Raw genomic sequence first — 13,782 nt, 5'->3', positions numbered from 1 at the left:
TAAATGAGAGAGGGTACTGTCGTTCAACATATGTTCGACAATACCCTCTCTTTTTTTGTATGATTTTTGCTATACTAAACTGTACTATAATACAGGATGGAAGGAGGAGAATGATGAAAATACTTGTAGTAGATGATGAATCGAGTATTCGTAATTTGATTCGGATGCAGTTAGAGATGGAAGGGTATGAAGTATTGACGGCGGCTGATGGGAGAGAAGCTTTAGAGAGATGGAATGAGCAGCCAGATGTACTTATTTTAGATGTGATGCTTCCTGATACGGATGGGTATGAGTTATTACGTTTATTCAGAGAGAAGGAGCGTGATATTCCGGTGCTTATGTTGACAGCGAAGAGTCAGATGAATGATAAGTTACTTGGTCTTCAGCTTGGAGCTGATGATTATGTGACGAAGCCTTTTAATTATGCGGAGCTTATTCTTCGGGTGAAGAATATGGCGCGGCGCGTGACGAAGAAGGAGGTTCCTTTAAATCATGAGGTGATTGGGGCTGGTGATTTACTTATTTGTCCAAAGGAACGAAAGCTTCATGTGAGTGGGCAGGAGATTCAGTTAACGTACCGAGAGTTTAATTTATGTCAGTTGTTTGTTTCGAATCCGCAGCGTGTATTCATGAGAGATGAATTGCTTGAGAAGGTATGGGGGTTTGAGTATATCGGAAATACGAGAGCGGTTGATATTATGGTGCAAAGGCTTCGGAAGAAACTCGGGAAGAGCGGAGAGTATATTAAGACAATTTATGGTGTGGGGTATAAGCTTGATTGCTAAAAGGTGATGATATGTCTTTAAAACGAAATATGGTGTTTGGGATAGTTGGATTGTTGATTCCAATTCTTGTTCTTTTGTATGCGGTTGTTTATATTGCACTGGAGAAGAATGTGTATCATAATGCGGCAGATTCCTTAGAAAAGTTAAGTGTGGAAGCGCAAATTTATACGATGAATTATTTAGAGAAGGAAGCAGAAGTTGAGACGTTAGGGCCTAATTCACTTTTAATTGCTTCGTATTTAGCGAAGCGAATGGATGTCCGGGTGCAGATGATTGGGAAGAATGGTGATGTTGTTGCAGATACACAAAAAGGAGCGTTACTTCATCGGAATATTGACATTGAGAGTTCTTTGAAGGGAAAGAAATCTTATGTTTTCGAGGAGGGAGACCCAGCTCCAATTCTTTTGTTTTCAAGTCCGGTTTATTATGGAAACGATGTCATTGGAAGTATTCGTTTTATAAATGAGTTAACGGATGAGAAGGAAGTTTTAACAAATGTAAGTTGGACGTTTTTAATGACTTCTCTTTGTTTAGTAGCTGCTGGTATTTTCTTTGCGATTCGTTTGGCGAAGTCTCTTCATAAACCAATTGATCAGTTAAGGCAAATGGCATATCGGCTTGCGAATGGAGATTATGAAAGTAAGATTGAGCTGAATGAGTATGTGGAAATTGCGCAGCTTTCAGCGTCCTTTAATGCGATGGCTGATGGGATTGAACTGCATATTAAGCAGCTGAAGGAAGAGAAAGAGAAACAGAAAGATTTCTTGGACCGCATTACGCATGAGCTGAAAACACCGCTAACAGCGATTATCGGTTATGTGGATTTAATTCCGAAGTTGCAGTCGAAGGAGGATGTGCAGGAGAGCTTCCGTTATGTGTCTGTAGAAAGTGAGCGTCTATTATCACTTGTAGAGGAATTACTTAAGTCTTCAAAGTACGGGAAGAGTACGTTTGAAGTGTCACCTACAGTCGTGAATATTAAAGAATTGGCAGAAGAAGCGGTTTCGATTGTGAAACTTAGGTTGCAGCAGTTTGAAATTGAAGTTATGAATGAGTTAACAGAAGTACACGTCGTTGCGGATTTTGATAAGACGAAGCAAATTTTCTTGAATGTGCTTGATAATGCGATTAAATATAGTGATGCTACGCAAGTTCGTATGAATGTAATTATAAATGAGCAGGAAGCGAAAGTTTTTGTTCATGATGATGGTATTGGTATGGATGAAGGTGTGCTTGCAGAATGGAATGAGTCTCCGGAAGGTAAGGTGCTTCCTTCAAGTTACGGGAATGGCTATGGCTTATACATTTGTCAGGAGATTATGAAGAAGCAAGGCGGAAGTATGCGAATTGAGAGTAGTGAAGAGATGGGGACTACAATATGCATTACATTTTTACTTCCGAGACGGATGGAAGACATAAAAAACTTGAAAGCGGTTAAATGATACATTTATGAAACAATTATGCGGTATTTTCGAAACAACGTTTTTTTATCTTGGAGGTAGGCAGAAATGAAAAGGCTATCATTTCAAATTCTTATGTTTGTCTTTTGTATGATCGTTTCTCTTATTTTGTTTTATGTTATTGAGAAGCAAATATATAATCGAATCACAATTGTGGATGACAAACAAGCCGTTTTACAAAGAGTGAATGAATCCCTTCCTACTGAAGTGAAAGTAAGGCATGAGAAGTGGGGAGAAATTATTGTAACGGATGAAGTTCGTTTGCATACGATTGTTTCATTCTTTGACCGAATTCGAATAGAACCGAGAGAAGCGAGGAATCAAGAACAAGTATTTACTGGAGAAGTAACGTACTTGAATGGACATAAACGTACTTTTGCAGTAGGTGACTTGTTCCAGTACGAGGCTAATGTATACGGAAAGAATGGCACGGATCCGATGATCTCAGCATTTCAAACGTATTTGTTAAGTCTGTATTATACACCAGAGCGCATTAGTAATTTCTTTGCGGAGGCAAAGGAAGTTGTAGTGAGGCAAGGGGATGTAATACGTACTATAGATCTTACGCAAATATTTGATTCTATTCGATACGCAAAGCAAATTACAGATTACGGAGAAATTCAGAAATTATTACAATCACAGAATGAGCCGATTGCTTATATTACTGCCTATAAAACAGGCAAACGTGTAAAGAATGAGCGGGAGGATATTCTAACTATTTCTGTGTATCCATCGTACTTTGTTGTGCAATATCTCGGTGATAATAACGGGAATGTCATGTATATGAAGGGCTCCCTAGCAGAATTCCTTGTAAAGGAGAGTGTGTCATGAGAAAGATAGCCTTTTTCTTCTTTTTGCTAGTAATCGGAGGAGCGATGTCTAGTTGCTCTCGAGATACAACCTCTATTAAATATAATAAAAGTGGTCTCCCTATTTTGGATGATCGTCATCTCGTTGCGTATGTAGCGGCCCGCGAGGAAGTTGGTGAAGCTTTGCTTTCGTCATTTTGTAAACAACGCGGGTGTACATATGAATTTATTCGTCTATCGACAGAAGAACTTCTTCGGAGAGTAGAAGAGGAAGCTGGAAATCCGAAGGCGGATATTATTATTGGCGGTACAGTAGATGCGCATCAAATGATGAAGCAAAAGAACCTTTCTATTCCTGTTACGACCCAGCATGCGAATCGTATTTCAAAGACTGTTAAAGATAAAGACGGTTATTGGTACGGTTATGAAGTGGAGAAACTGGCAATCGCGATTAATAAAGAGCGGTGGAATGAAGAAATAGCGCCGCTCGGTCTTCCATATCCATCAAGGTGGCAAGATTTATTAGATCCGGTATATACGGGTAAGATTGCAATGCCTGATCCAAATGTTTCCGGCACAGCATATACTTTGTTTCAATCACTTATTGATACTTTAGGTGAAGAAGAAGCGAAAGAGTATGTTAAGAATCTTGCAAGGCAAGTTGGTGAAGTAACGGTGAATGGTTATATGCCAGTAGAACTTGTGGCGAGCGGTGAATATATGATAGGCATTAATTTTGCGGGAGATCAGAGAATGCTTCAAAAACAAGGCTTTCCTATTGTAAGTAACGAACCTGAGCAAACAGGGTTGTCTGTTAATGCGATTTCGAAACTAAAGCGTGCGCCGAGTGGTATTATTGCGGACTTATTTATTGATTATTGTTTATCAGAAGAAGCGGGGCACATTTTAGAAAAAGTTTCGTTTGGCGTACCAACGATGTTTGAGAAGAATCAGAAAGAGATAGAAGGTCAGCCGGTTAGAAGGACGAACAAAAATATATCAAATAGTGGAATAATCGAGATATGGAATAGACAGCGTCTCTCTCAGCAGTGAGAAAAGGAGACGAAAGAATATGTTTAAATGGCTTAAGCCAGCACCTGCAATTGAGAGATTGCCGGCGGATATGATTGACAGGGTATACAAATTATTACGTATTCGTGTGCTAATGGGAATTTCAGTTGGGTATGCTGCTTATTATTTAGTGCGCAGTAACTTTACGTTATCAAGTACGTATTTAGTACAAGAATATGGTTTTAGTACAGCTGAAATTGGATTGCTAGGTTCAGTAATGGCAATTGTTTATGGATTTAGTAAGTTCTTTATGGGGAATTTATCCGATAAAGCTTTCGCCCAGCGCTTTATCGCAGTCGGATTATTCTTATCGGGGCTTGTAAATATTTGTTTCGGTTTTGCATCTTCATTTGGGATGATTGTTACATTACTTGTCTTAAATGGTATTGTACAAGGTATGGGAGCACCACCTTGTAGTATCGTTATGACGAAATGGTTCTCGAAGAAAGAACGTGGTACGAAAACAGGTATTTGGAATATTTCACATAACGTTGGTGGAATGCTAGTGCCGCCCCTTGTCGGAATTGGTGTAGGTATTTTCGGTGAAAATCATTGGCAGGGCGGGGTATTTATTTTCCCAGCGATTATCGCAATGGTAATTGCAGTTCTTGTTTGGATTAATGCGAAGGATACACCAGAATCTGAAGGTCTTCCTCCAATTGATGAGTATCGTAATGATTATGAAAATCTTGAAAAAGCAGATAATGCTAATAAGATGTCACCAAAAGAAATTTTAATGAAATATGTAGTGACAAATAAGTTCGTTTGGTATTTATGTATTGCAAATGCATTTGTTTACTTAATTCGTTTCGGTGTTATTAACTGGGTTCCGCTTTATTTAACGACAGTTAAAGGTTTTTCAAAAGCAGAAGCACATGCTGCATACGCAATTTTTGAAGGTATGGCAATTCCAAGTTCATTAATCGTTGGTCTTTTAAGTGATAAGTTATTTAAAGGAAAACGTATGCCATTATGTATTATGAGTATGGCCGGAGTTGTTGTTGGTACGGTTGTATATTGGCAAGCATCTAGCGTACTTGTTGTAAGTATTGCAGTTTCTATTATTGGTTGTTTAATTTACGTACCACAGTTTTTAATCGGTTTAAGTGCGATGGAATTAGTACCGAAATTTGCAGTAGGTACAACAGTTGGTATGTGTGGTCTGTTCGGTTATGTAGGCGGAAGTCTTGTAGCAAACGCAGCAATTGGTGTTATTGTTGATCGTTCTGGCTGGGATGGCTGCTTCATCTTACTATTAGCAGGCGGTATTTTATCAACAGTATTCTTATTTATCGTTCAACGTGGACATGAGAGAAAAGGTCCTAAAGTGGCGTAATAGTTTATCCCGCATTAACGGGCAGTAAGATTCCCGGTTTAAAATTCGAATGTAATGCAAAGAAGTTAGGCTGGGGAATCAACTGCCCGTAAATGCCCGATTGGTTCAACTAATAATCAGTGGGGGATGAAACCCCCCCACTGATTAAAGTTTCACTTTATCCAGAAAAGCGATCCAATCATTATTTTGGATCGCTTTTTTAATAATTGAAAGGACGATCATATGTAAAATTAAAGTTTTATGTGTAAATCGTTTATATATTAAATAGTACTTTCAGTTACTGAGGGGCTAGTGATTTAATATAATTTTTTTAGATTTAATAAACCGACTATATACATGGATAGACCAAAAAATCCGCCACCACAGCAGTAAAGCACAACATTAAATAAAGAAACCGAGATTTCTTCTGAACCTAAATAGGGAAGGATATAATTCATAAAAACAAACATTTGGAAGCCCCAAAGTACACCTGCTTTTAAGCCAGCTTTTCTTAATGTTTTTTTATGTTGTAAATACTCTTCTTCTGTTGCGCACTCAGTATCATTTAGACCTTTCTTTTTGAATTTAAAAGTCAAGCAATTAGCATAAATCATATTAATAAGAAAAATAAATATAGTGCCTATAGATATTGTATGGTTCATAGTATCGACGAGTAACATAATAAGCATTACCAACATATTTAACCACCATAAACCAATTCCAGCTATAGCTAATTCTTTATTGATTTCTTGTTTTTGATACTCATCTCTTTCACTAATTGTTCCAATAAAATTATTATAAACTTTTTCTTTCCATTCAATTTTCATCATTTAATCTCCCTCCCAAAATAGACTGTTTAAATCTGTTTTTAGTGCTTTTGCTAATTCGATACATAAGGCTAAAGAGGGGTTATATTTATTGTTTTCAATTAAGTTTATTGTCTGTCTCGCTACATTAACTTTTTTAGCTAATTCTAGCTGCGATAGACCTTCAGATTTTCGATATTGTTTAACGTTATTCAAATATAAACCTCCTATTAATAATTGTAGACCTCGTGCATCAGAAATGTCATTTATATATGACATTTTATAATTGAATAAATGAAATGTCAAATATATGTGACAAAAATGATAATGGTGCAATTAGGAAAATGATTTTAATAATTTATCTTGGTAAGGAGTTGATTAATAAAGGATAGCTTTTCTTATATTAATATAATCTTTCCTTAAATCTATCTTAAAAGACAAGATGTCATATTTCTAATCATTGGAATTTTTGTTACAATATAAATGATTGTGTAAAACTTTGTAAAATGAGTGTAACAATGTAAGTGGGGATGCAATTTTCCGAAAGTTTTATACAATTAAATAGCTATTAAACTATTAAGATATAAAAGGAGAGAGAATATGTTACCAAATACGGTTCGTACTCCAAACAAGAAGAAGAAATGGATTATCATCGGAGTTATTGCACTAATTGTTATTGTAGCAGCAGTTAATATTTTTGTAATGCAAGGCAAGAAGAAAGGCGCAGCAACAACGACTGATGCTGTGAGCTTTGAGAAAGTGACAGAGCGAAAGCTTAATAATACGAAGTTAATTTCTGGTCAAGTGAAGCCAGGAAATATTGAAAGTTTCTATGCGGATCCGACTAAAGGAAAAGTGAAAGATATTGAAGTGAAAGAAGGACAAGAGGTAGAAAAAGGAACGAAACTATTCTCTTATGATAATGAAGAAATTAATCTTCAAATGAAGCAAGCTGATCTTGATCAGAAGATGGCTGATATGCGTTACGATCAAGGGAAAAAGAAGATTGATTCATTGAAGAAAGAAATTAAGAAGGTAAAAGATAGTGGGGCTGGGAAAGAAGTAACAGACCCAATGGAAGAGCAAGTAAGTGAGTTAGAAATGGCTCAGAAAACAACTGACCTTGAGAAAGAAAAAGGGAAGTTACAAAAAGAAGAGTTAAGTAAAAAACAAAAAGAACTTACGATTTATAGTAATTTTACTGGTGTTGTACAGAAGTTAGATAAGGATGCAGCGCAAAGTTCATCTCAGGCATTAGGTGGTCAAGGGAAAGCATTTTTACAAGTTGCTTCTAAAGACCCGTTCCAAGTTCAAGGGACTTTAACAGAGCTTCAAAAGTCACAAATTCAAAAAGATCAAACGTTCACTGTAACTGCGAAAGCAAATAATAAGAAGAAGTGGACAGGTAAGATTACGGAAGTAAGTGAATTCCCAACGAGTGCAGAGATGGCTCAAGCTGCTGGTGAGGGAACTCAAAATATGTCTCAATATACATATAAAGCAAGTCTTGATAGCCAAGATGGTTTATCTCCAGGTTATCACGTTTCTCTGCAAGTAAATTTAGAGAATAAGACGATGATTGCTGTTCCAAGTAAGAGCATTGTAGAAAAAGGCGAAGATGCATTTGTTTATATTGAAGAGAAAGGGAAGCTTCGTAAACAAAATGTGAAAAAAGGTTCTACTGATGGAGACTGGACAGAGATTGTTGAAGGCGCAACAGTGGGGCAAAAGGTGGTTAAAAATCCTTCCGACGACGTGTATGACGGAATGGAAGTGAAAGAGAAATGATTACGTTAAATAATATTGCTAAAACATATTATCAAGGAAAATTGGCAGTGCCGATTTTACATGGTATTAGTTTAACAATTCAAAGCGGTGAGTTCGTTTCTATTATGGGACCGTCTGGTTCTGGTAAATCAACGCTTATGAATATTATCGGTTGTTTAGATCGTCCAACAGAAGGTGAATATATGTTGAATGATGTGAATATCTTAACAGCAGACGAGTCAAAACTAGCTTTAATTCGTAATGAATATATCGGCTTTGTGTTCCAGCACTTTAATTTGCTGCCGCGTCTTTCCGCAGTGGAAAACGTTGAACTTCCGCTCATCTATGGTGGGGTGAAGAAAGCAGAGCGTCGTCAGAGAGCCCTTGAAGCGCTTGGAAAAGTTGGATTATCAGATAGAGTCCATCATTTACCTAGTGAGTTATCAGGTGGACAGAAGCAACGTGTAGCGATTGCGAGATCGATTGCAAATAATCCAACGTTTATTATGGCCGATGAGCCGACAGGTGCACTTGATACGAAGTCTGGTGCACAAGTTATGGATATTTTCACGAAGCTAAATGCAGAAGGTACGACGATTGTTATGGTTACGCATGAAGAAGAGGTAGCAGCGTATTCTTCCCGCCGCATTGTACTGCGAGATGGGAAAGTTACAGAAGATAGAAGGTGTGCAGTATGAGTTTACTAGATAGTATGAAAATTGCCTTATCGTCTATTTTAGCTCATAAACTACGCTCAGCTTTGACGATGCTAGGGATTATTATCGGTGTAGGCTCTATTATTACCGTCGTTGCGATTGGGCAAGGCGGGGAAGCTGCACTGAAATCCCAATTTGTTGGATCAGGTAATCAAACGGTACCGATTCATTATAGTGCCGATATGAATGATCCTTTTGGTATGGCGATGGTAGAAGCACCGAAGATAACTGAAGAAGATATTTTTGAAATTAAAAAAATTCCAGATATCGCACATGTTGTAACAACAAATTCAAGTATGGAACCAATTGATATTGAAGATAAAATAGAAATGGTGAATATTACTGGATTAGACAGTGAGTACTTTGCAGTAAATAAAGTAAAGTTGTTAAAGGGACGTTCTTTACAAGAATCAGATGTGGATCAAGGTAATAATGTTGTCATGATTAGTAAACAAATGGAAGAAAAGGTGTTTAAGGATGCCAATCCAGTCGGTAAAATTATTGAAATGAAAGGTCAACCGATGCAAATTATTGGTGTCTACAAATCAGATAACGAGTTTATGGGAATGGGACCATCAGAAGCACTAGTTCCAATTTCATTATGGCCGACACTGTATGGAAAAGATGAAATTCAAAATATTTCTGTTCAAGCAAAAAATGTAGATAATTTAGAAAAAGCAGGTAAAAAAGCTGCAGATGTCTTAAATAGTCGTAAACCGACTGATGCAACTGGTAAATACGAGGTTATGAATTTAAAAGAACTTCAAGAAGGTATTTCAAAAATGACTAATATTATGACGATGATCATCGGCGGTATCGCTGGTATTTCATTAGTCGTTGGTGGTATTGGTGTAATGAACATCATGCTCGTATCTGTAACGGAGCGTACGCGTGAAATCGGAGTGCGTAAAGCGCTTGGAGCAACACGTAGTAAAATTTTATTACAGTTTTTAATTGAAGCAGTTATGCTAACGCTTCTAGGTGGTTTAATTGGAATTGGTCTTGGGTATGGCGGGGCATATATCGTTTCCACATTTGCGAAGTGGCCACCGCTCGTTTCATGGGAAGTTGTCGTTGGGGGCGTATTGTTCTCTATGACACTAGGTATTATCTTCGGATTAATTCCAGCGAACAAAGCTGCGAAATTAGATCCAATTGAAGCACTTCGTTATGAGTAATTTACTAGTGTATTAGAGAGAAAACTCTCTAATACACATTACCGTTCTAGTGGGCGGTTCGTATCCTCTTGCATGAGGATGTGAACCGCCCGTTAGAACGGGTTATATAAATAGAAGGAGGCGTTATGATGGAAGCGAATATTAATATGCAAGATGAAGGTGCGAAGAAGCCGTCATTATTTGGAATGGTTACTTCTCCAGGCTTACAGTTTGAGAGAATGAAGACGAAAAGCCCAGTCTGGGGAGGATTTTTCTTATTTCTTTTAATGGGGACAATCTTATCAGCAGCGGTAGCTTATTTAGGATTACTTAATACTCCGGAGCTGGCGAAGCTGGTTAAGGATGATACGACGGGGATAATGAAATGGACTACACTTGGATTTGGGGCTTTTGGAGGTCTAGTTGGAACAGCTGTTGGTCTTTTTGTGGTAGCAGGATTTTATAAAGTTATTATGATGTTTATGAGCAATGATACTCCATATATGAAGATATTATCTATTTATATATATGCCAATGTTGTCTTTTATGTTGGTAGTCTTCTCAATGTGGCTTTAGGATATATTCTTGGTGGGAATGGCGCTGATAAATATACAAGTTTAGGGCCTTTATTTGAACAAGGAACAATTGCATATGGCATTGGTTCTGCATTTGAAGTTTTTAATATTTGGAGCTTAATTTTAACTGGCTTAGGCTTGCATATCGTTGCTGGTTTAAGTAAAAAACAAGCAATAATTTTAATTTCTATATTCTTTATCCTTACAATTGGCTTTAGTATGTTAGGCGGTATGTTCTCTGATTTTGGCGCATAACATGTTGTTTTGAAAAGGTGACTCTTCCTAGAGTCACCTTTTTTATTTTTACCCTTACTTCAAATACCCCCAGCAGAATTTCAAATACTGCCTAGTGTAATTTCAAATTCCGGCAGTAGTACTTGAAATTACCCACAATGAAATTTCCTTTCTCATTTTATATTGTAGAGGTACCGCGGAATACTAAAGAGGTATACCTTTTAGAAACGGGCACTGTGTGAAGCCAGAGACTTTTGCAGATACGGTTGTTTTGTATGAAGGTATGATTGTAAATCAAATAAAGAGGTTAAATATTTATCAAGATTATGAAGAGTATTACCAATGTGGCTTGATTGGTCTTTGGCATGCTTATGAAAGGTATGAGGAAGAGAAAGGAAGTTTTCCTGCTTATGCTGTCGTAACAGTACGTGGTTATATATTGGAGAGGTTGAAGAAAGAATGCGTAGTGCAAGAGAGGTATGTATGCACGGGCGAGTATGAGGAACGATTTGAGTGTGAAGATGCGGGAACGAGAGCGAAGGACTTTATGAGTGTGTTAGATGGGAGGGAGAGGCACATCATTTCAGAACGATTTTTTGTAGGTAAAAAGATGGGGGAGATAGCTATTGAAATGGGGATGACGTACTATCAAGTGAGATGGGTATATCGACAAGCACTTGAGAAAATGAGAGATAGTGTAAGGGGATAAGAATAATAAGTAGAATGGAAGGCAAAGGAAATATTGCGTTCCATTCTATTTACATTAAGGCAGTAAATGTGGCAAGAGGTTTTTTAAGGTAATGAATCTTTCATGTTCATTCGGGATAATACATGTCCAGATTTGAAAAATTGTTGCTGTAACTTATGAGAACCTATTTGTATTGTTATGGTAGTTCCGTTAAAAAAACGAATGTTAGCTTTGTTAGTTTTTTTTGGAAACTCTATCTCATCTATATGGTTATAGAACAACCAAATGCAGCTTGGAGAAGAAGGAGATTCTGTTGGGAAAACGCAAATATATTCTTTGTGATTAATCGGAATTGGAACATTTTGTTTGAGCTTAAAGTTTATTTGGACTGCATGACGTCTACCTTGATAAGTAGAATGAACATGTGTTAGACAAGATTTCTTTATGAGTTGGATAGCTGTTTGGCAAGAGTACAGAGGGTTTCCGCTACTGTCGATAATTTTTGTCCGGTAATAAGGGTGTTTGCAAGGTTCGAGCATCATTGTAGAACTAGAAATAAAAATATCATTCTCATTATCCATGATTCTAAAATCCTCCCTTATAAAAATTATTATTCCGAATATAATTATATACGAATTATGTAAAATCATTATTAACCTTTTGTTTCGTATTGTAAATTTTTACGGTTCGTTTACAATCAATAGATGATAGTCTTTCTAATTTGCATCGCTTGTACATATATATGAAAATAGAAAAGAGTAGGCGGTGATATAGCATGAAAAAAAAGTATATTATTATGGCTCTAGCTGTTGTTCTCTTAGTTTATTTAGCAAACAGTAATCCGGGTAAGGGAGAATATACGGATTGGGCAGCAAAACAATTTATGAAGCGTAATGATGTGAGTAAGAAGCTAGAAGAGGTTGAGAAAGAAAACAAAGAGGGTATACTTGGCGACTTAGCATCGGCGGGAAAAAAATTGGCAAATAAGTATGTTGAACCACAAGTTGGATTATTAATTGAGCATTATACAAAGCGAAATGATTATATTTTCTTCTCAACATATACGACAGAGTTTGATTTAGGCGGAGAGAATTATAAGTATGTTTGTGTTGGTTTTTCAAACATCTTTATTCCAATTGAAATGCCGAAGAAAAAAGACGAATCTGCAAAATAATGCAGATTCGTCTTTTTGATTTACGGAGTAATCTGAACTTCAGATACGTTTTTTTCTATGAGGCGAGCCCCTTTTTTACGAGTATTTTCACTAATTGACGAAAATACAGATGAAGAAAGAATGGTATCCATTACTTGATTTACGACTAGTTCATTTACTGGTGTGATGGGATTTTCGATTGAAAAGGCAACTGTTTTTCCATCTTCTTTCACGAAAATTAACCCTAGTACTTGCATGCTTTATTCCCTCCTTTTTAATTATAGATTAGAAAGATCTGACGTGCTTACAAGTTGTACAGCGTGAAGTGATGATTGTTGTAGTGAAGCAAGAGCACGTGCTACTTCATGTACTTTTCCTAAATCTGCATTTGTTTTCACACGTTTGAATTGTTTGTTCTTAAAAACTGTTTTACCGTTTTTGTCTAATCCTCCGTTTAATACAAGGCGTAAAGTTAAATCCATTACGATTGTTTCAACTGCCATGTTTATCACCCCCTTTCACTTTATAAATAGGGTGTAAATGTCATGTTTTGGCGTGAAATTTTTTCTTTTTTTTGGTACTCTTAAAAGACTAAGAGAGGGGTTTTCGGGAGAATGAATCGTAAATGGTTATTTTGGATTCCTGTATTACTATGGATGGGGATTATTTTCTATTCTTCAGCACAGCCATATAAAAAACAGGATATGCGCTCGGATATTGAGCAATATATAAATGTTGAGTTTGTGAAAGAGCATTTTTCATGGGTATCTATCGATTATGGGGGAGGTACACCTGTTAGTATCGCAAATAAAGGTGTAGGTGGATTTGTTGAGTTTTTCCTTCGTAAAGGTGCTCATTTTATGGTGTTCTTTATGCTCGGTTCATTGACGTATTATGCTTTTCATCGATCGGGTTATTCGAGAAAAAGGTGCTTTGCATACGCCCTCCTTTTCGTTGCGGGGTATGCAACATTTGATGAAATTCATCAATGGTTTACGGGAGACCGTACACCGATGTGGCAAGATTCATTGCTTGATACGTGCGGCGGGTTAACAGGAATTATAATAAGCAATTGGTTTTGGAATAGAAAAAGGAGCTAATCTCAGTTAGAGATTTGCTCCTTTTTCATTTATCCCGCTATTTGTGGGAATAGAAACATCCATCTTATCCCGCATTGACTGCCCGTAAAAGCCTGATTGGTGAAGGCTAATAATCAGTGGGGGATGAACAAAACCCCACTGATTAA

The 13,782-nt window shown here is 37.0% G+C and carries 17 protein-coding genes; 12 read left to right on the top strand and 5 right to left on the bottom strand.

Annotation, left to right across the window (positions count from 1 at the left end; all coding sequences use genetic code 11):
• Window positions 1-113: 113 nt before the first annotated feature.
• The 5 genes from QCI77_RS26660 (at window position 114) to pgtP (ending at window position 5,461) form a co-directional block, all read left to right on the top strand.
• Complete coding sequence (locus QCI77_RS26660) at window positions 114-785, top strand: response regulator transcription factor (RefSeq protein ID WP_353825689.1); 672 nt, start codon at window positions 114-116, stop codon at window positions 783-785.
• An 11-nt stretch (window positions 786-796) separates the two neighbouring features.
• Window positions 797-2,227: a HAMP domain-containing sensor histidine kinase gene (locus QCI77_RS26655; RefSeq protein ID WP_353825688.1), complete on the top strand. Its 1,431-nt coding sequence runs from the start codon at window positions 797-799 to the stop codon at window positions 2,225-2,227.
• A gap of 66 nt (window positions 2,228-2,293) precedes the next feature.
• The gene (locus tag QCI77_RS26650; protein WP_353825687.1) at window positions 2,294-3,076 is read left to right on the top strand and encodes a DUF3919 family protein; all 783 of its coding nucleotides are present in this window, start codon (window positions 2,294-2,296) and stop codon (window positions 3,074-3,076) included.
• Entirely contained in the window at window positions 3,073-4,107 is a 1,035-nt protein-coding gene (locus QCI77_RS26645) for an ABC transporter substrate-binding protein (RefSeq protein WP_353825686.1), read from the top strand. The genes QCI77_RS26650 and QCI77_RS26645 overlap by 4 nt, the downstream gene beginning before the upstream one ends.
• A gap of 19 nt (window positions 4,108-4,126) precedes the next feature.
• Window positions 4,127-5,461, top strand: a complete 1,335-nt coding sequence (gene pgtP, locus QCI77_RS26640; protein WP_002184617.1) for an MFS transporter — start codon at window positions 4,127-4,129, stop codon at window positions 5,459-5,461.
• A gap of 296 nt (window positions 5,462-5,757) precedes the next feature.
• On the opposite strand, the gene QCI77_RS26635 is transcribed toward pgtP, so the two are convergent.
• Both QCI77_RS26635 and QCI77_RS26630 read right to left on the bottom strand, forming a co-directional pair.
• Window positions 5,758-6,270 carry a DUF3278 domain-containing protein gene (locus QCI77_RS26635; RefSeq protein ID WP_353825685.1) on the bottom strand — a complete coding sequence of 171 codons (513 nt, stop codon included), beginning with the start codon at window positions 6,268-6,270 and terminating at the stop codon, window positions 5,758-5,760.
• Window positions 6,271-6,462 (bottom strand): helix-turn-helix transcriptional regulator, encoded by a 192-nt coding sequence (locus QCI77_RS26630; protein ID WP_001067016.1) that lies wholly within the window; start codon window positions 6,460-6,462, stop codon window positions 6,271-6,273. It lies immediately after the preceding gene.
• Window positions 6,463-6,846: 384 nt separating this feature from the next.
• Between QCI77_RS26630 and QCI77_RS26625 the strand changes: the two genes are divergently transcribed.
• The 5 genes from QCI77_RS26625 to QCI77_RS26605 all read left to right on the top strand — a co-directional run bounded on the left by QCI77_RS26625 (window position 6,847) and on the right by QCI77_RS26605 (window position 11,404).
• On the top strand, window positions 6,847-8,034 hold the full coding sequence (locus QCI77_RS26625; RefSeq protein WP_353825684.1) for an efflux RND transporter periplasmic adaptor subunit: 1,188 nt from the start codon (window positions 6,847-6,849) through the stop codon (window positions 8,032-8,034).
• Entirely contained in the window at window positions 8,031-8,711 is a 681-nt protein-coding gene (locus QCI77_RS26620) for an ABC transporter ATP-binding protein (protein WP_002130002.1), read from the top strand. Before QCI77_RS26625 ends, QCI77_RS26620 begins: the two co-directional genes overlap by 4 nt.
• A complete protein-coding gene (locus QCI77_RS26615) occupies window positions 8,708-9,907 on the top strand; it encodes an ABC transporter permease (RefSeq protein WP_061688704.1) in 1,200 nt (399 codons plus the stop codon). Before QCI77_RS26620 ends, QCI77_RS26615 begins: the two co-directional genes overlap by 4 nt.
• Before the next feature lie 128 nt (window positions 9,908-10,035).
• Window positions 10,036-10,716 carry a YknW family membrane protein gene (gene yknW, locus QCI77_RS26610; RefSeq protein WP_044738126.1) on the top strand — a complete coding sequence of 227 codons (681 nt, stop codon included), beginning with the start codon at window positions 10,036-10,038 and terminating at the stop codon, window positions 10,714-10,716.
• Between the two features lie 217 nt (window positions 10,717-10,933).
• A complete protein-coding gene (locus tag QCI77_RS26605) occupies window positions 10,934-11,404 on the top strand; it encodes a sigma-70 family RNA polymerase sigma factor (protein WP_353825683.1) in 471 nt (156 codons plus the stop codon).
• A gap of 83 nt (window positions 11,405-11,487) precedes the next feature.
• Here the strand turns inward: QCI77_RS26605 and QCI77_RS26600 are convergent, their stop codons facing one another.
• Window positions 11,488-11,964 (bottom strand): competence protein ComK, encoded by a 477-nt coding sequence (locus tag QCI77_RS26600; RefSeq protein WP_016093596.1) that lies wholly within the window; start codon window positions 11,962-11,964, stop codon window positions 11,488-11,490.
• Window positions 11,965-12,158: 194 nt separating this feature from the next.
• On the opposite strand from QCI77_RS26600, the gene QCI77_RS26595 reads away from it, so the two are divergent.
• Entirely contained in the window at window positions 12,159-12,557 is a 399-nt protein-coding gene (locus tag QCI77_RS26595) for a DUF4359 domain-containing protein (RefSeq protein ID WP_002034805.1), read from the top strand.
• 20 nt (window positions 12,558-12,577) lie between these two features.
• Here QCI77_RS26595 and QCI77_RS26590 read toward each other — a convergent pair whose 3' ends face one another.
• Entirely contained in the window at window positions 12,578-12,793 is a 216-nt protein-coding gene (locus QCI77_RS26590) for a DUF2922 domain-containing protein (RefSeq protein ID WP_353825682.1), read from the bottom strand.
• Between the two features lie 21 nt (window positions 12,794-12,814).
• Window positions 12,815-13,039 (bottom strand): DUF1659 domain-containing protein, encoded by a 225-nt coding sequence (locus tag QCI77_RS26585; protein WP_002016256.1) that lies wholly within the window; start codon window positions 13,037-13,039, stop codon window positions 12,815-12,817.
• 111 nt (window positions 13,040-13,150) lie between these two features.
• On the opposite strand from QCI77_RS26585, the gene QCI77_RS26580 reads away from it, so the two are divergent.
• Window positions 13,151-13,636, top strand: coding sequence for a VanZ family protein (locus tag QCI77_RS26580; RefSeq protein WP_002034802.1), 486 nt, complete (start codon window positions 13,151-13,153; stop codon window positions 13,634-13,636).
• Window positions 13,637-13,782: the final 146 nt, after the last annotated feature.

Source organism: Bacillus cereus group sp. MG9, assembly GCF_040459995.1.
Taxonomy (GTDB): Bacteria; Bacillota; Bacilli; order Bacillales; family Bacillaceae_G; genus Bacillus_A; species Bacillus_A mycoides.
Note: the sequence above shows the minus strand (reverse complement) of the source record. Positions and strands in the feature narration are given on the sequence as shown.

Bases quoted from the DNA above. Each gene is read 5' to 3' on its own strand.
- QCI77_RS26660 (WP_353825689.1), top strand. From the start codon at position 114: ATGAAAATACTTGTAGTAGATGATGAATCGAGTATTCGTAATTTGATT.
- QCI77_RS26655 (WP_353825688.1), top strand. From the start codon at position 797: ATGTCTTTAAAACGAAATATGGTGTTTGGGATAGTTGGATTGTTGATT.
- QCI77_RS26650 (WP_353825687.1), top strand. From the start codon at position 2,294: ATGAAAAGGCTATCATTTCAAATTCTTATGTTTGTCTTTTGTATGATC.
- QCI77_RS26645 (WP_353825686.1), top strand. From the start codon at position 3,073: ATGAGAAAGATAGCCTTTTTCTTCTTTTTGCTAGTAATCGGAGGAGCG.
- pgtP (WP_002184617.1), top strand. From the start codon at position 4,127: ATGTTTAAATGGCTTAAGCCAGCACCTGCAATTGAGAGATTGCCGGCG.
- QCI77_RS26635 (WP_353825685.1), bottom strand. From the start codon at position 6,270: ATGATGAAAATTGAATGGAAAGAAAAAGTTTATAATAATTTTATTGGA.
- QCI77_RS26625 (WP_353825684.1), top strand. From the start codon at position 6,847: ATGTTACCAAATACGGTTCGTACTCCAAACAAGAAGAAGAAATGGATT.
- QCI77_RS26620 (WP_002130002.1), top strand. From the start codon at position 8,031: ATGATTACGTTAAATAATATTGCTAAAACATATTATCAAGGAAAATTG.
- QCI77_RS26615 (WP_061688704.1), top strand. From the start codon at position 8,708: ATGAGTTTACTAGATAGTATGAAAATTGCCTTATCGTCTATTTTAGCT.
- yknW (WP_044738126.1), top strand. From the start codon at position 10,036: ATGGAAGCGAATATTAATATGCAAGATGAAGGTGCGAAGAAGCCGTCA.
- QCI77_RS26600 (WP_016093596.1), bottom strand. From the start codon at position 11,964: ATGGATAATGAGAATGATATTTTTATTTCTAGTTCTACAATGATGCTC.
- QCI77_RS26595 (WP_002034805.1), top strand. From the start codon at position 12,159: ATGAAAAAAAAGTATATTATTATGGCTCTAGCTGTTGTTCTCTTAGTT.
- QCI77_RS26590 (WP_353825682.1), bottom strand. From the start codon at position 12,793: ATGCAAGTACTAGGGTTAATTTTCGTGAAAGAAGATGGAAAAACAGTT.
- QCI77_RS26585 (WP_002016256.1), bottom strand. From the start codon at position 13,039: ATGGCAGTTGAAACAATCGTAATGGATTTAACTTTACGCCTTGTATTA.
- QCI77_RS26580 (WP_002034802.1), top strand. From the start codon at position 13,151: ATGAATCGTAAATGGTTATTTTGGATTCCTGTATTACTATGGATGGGG.